The 232-nt window shown below is 28.0% G+C and carries 1 protein-coding gene; it reads left to right on the top strand.

Translation table 11 applies throughout. The annotated features are described in order from the left end of the window. Nucleotides 1-17 precede the first annotated feature (17 nt). Nucleotides 18-232: hypothetical protein (locus tag ACPYOJ_RS37080; protein WP_481420643.1), on the top strand; the 215-nt coding region annotated here is incomplete at its 3' end.

Raw genomic sequence — 232 nt, 5'->3', positions numbered from 1 at the left:
AAAAAATGCAGAGAATTATGGAAGATAGCGCAAAATGGAATCAGTTATCTAAACTTGCATATTCAATAAGTCCAATACAAGAAAACGTTCATAAAATTGTTGAAATGCAAGAGAGATTAACACCTCCTATTCCAACATTTGATTTTCCAAAATTTGCTTTGAACATTCCAAAAGTTCCAAGTTTGATTTTACCTAAAATTGATATTCCAATTTTTGACAAGTTATTTAATAA

Source organism: Rhizobium sp. SVR5-9E (assembly GCF_056755095.1).
This window is presented reverse-complemented; position numbering and strand designations above follow the sequence as displayed.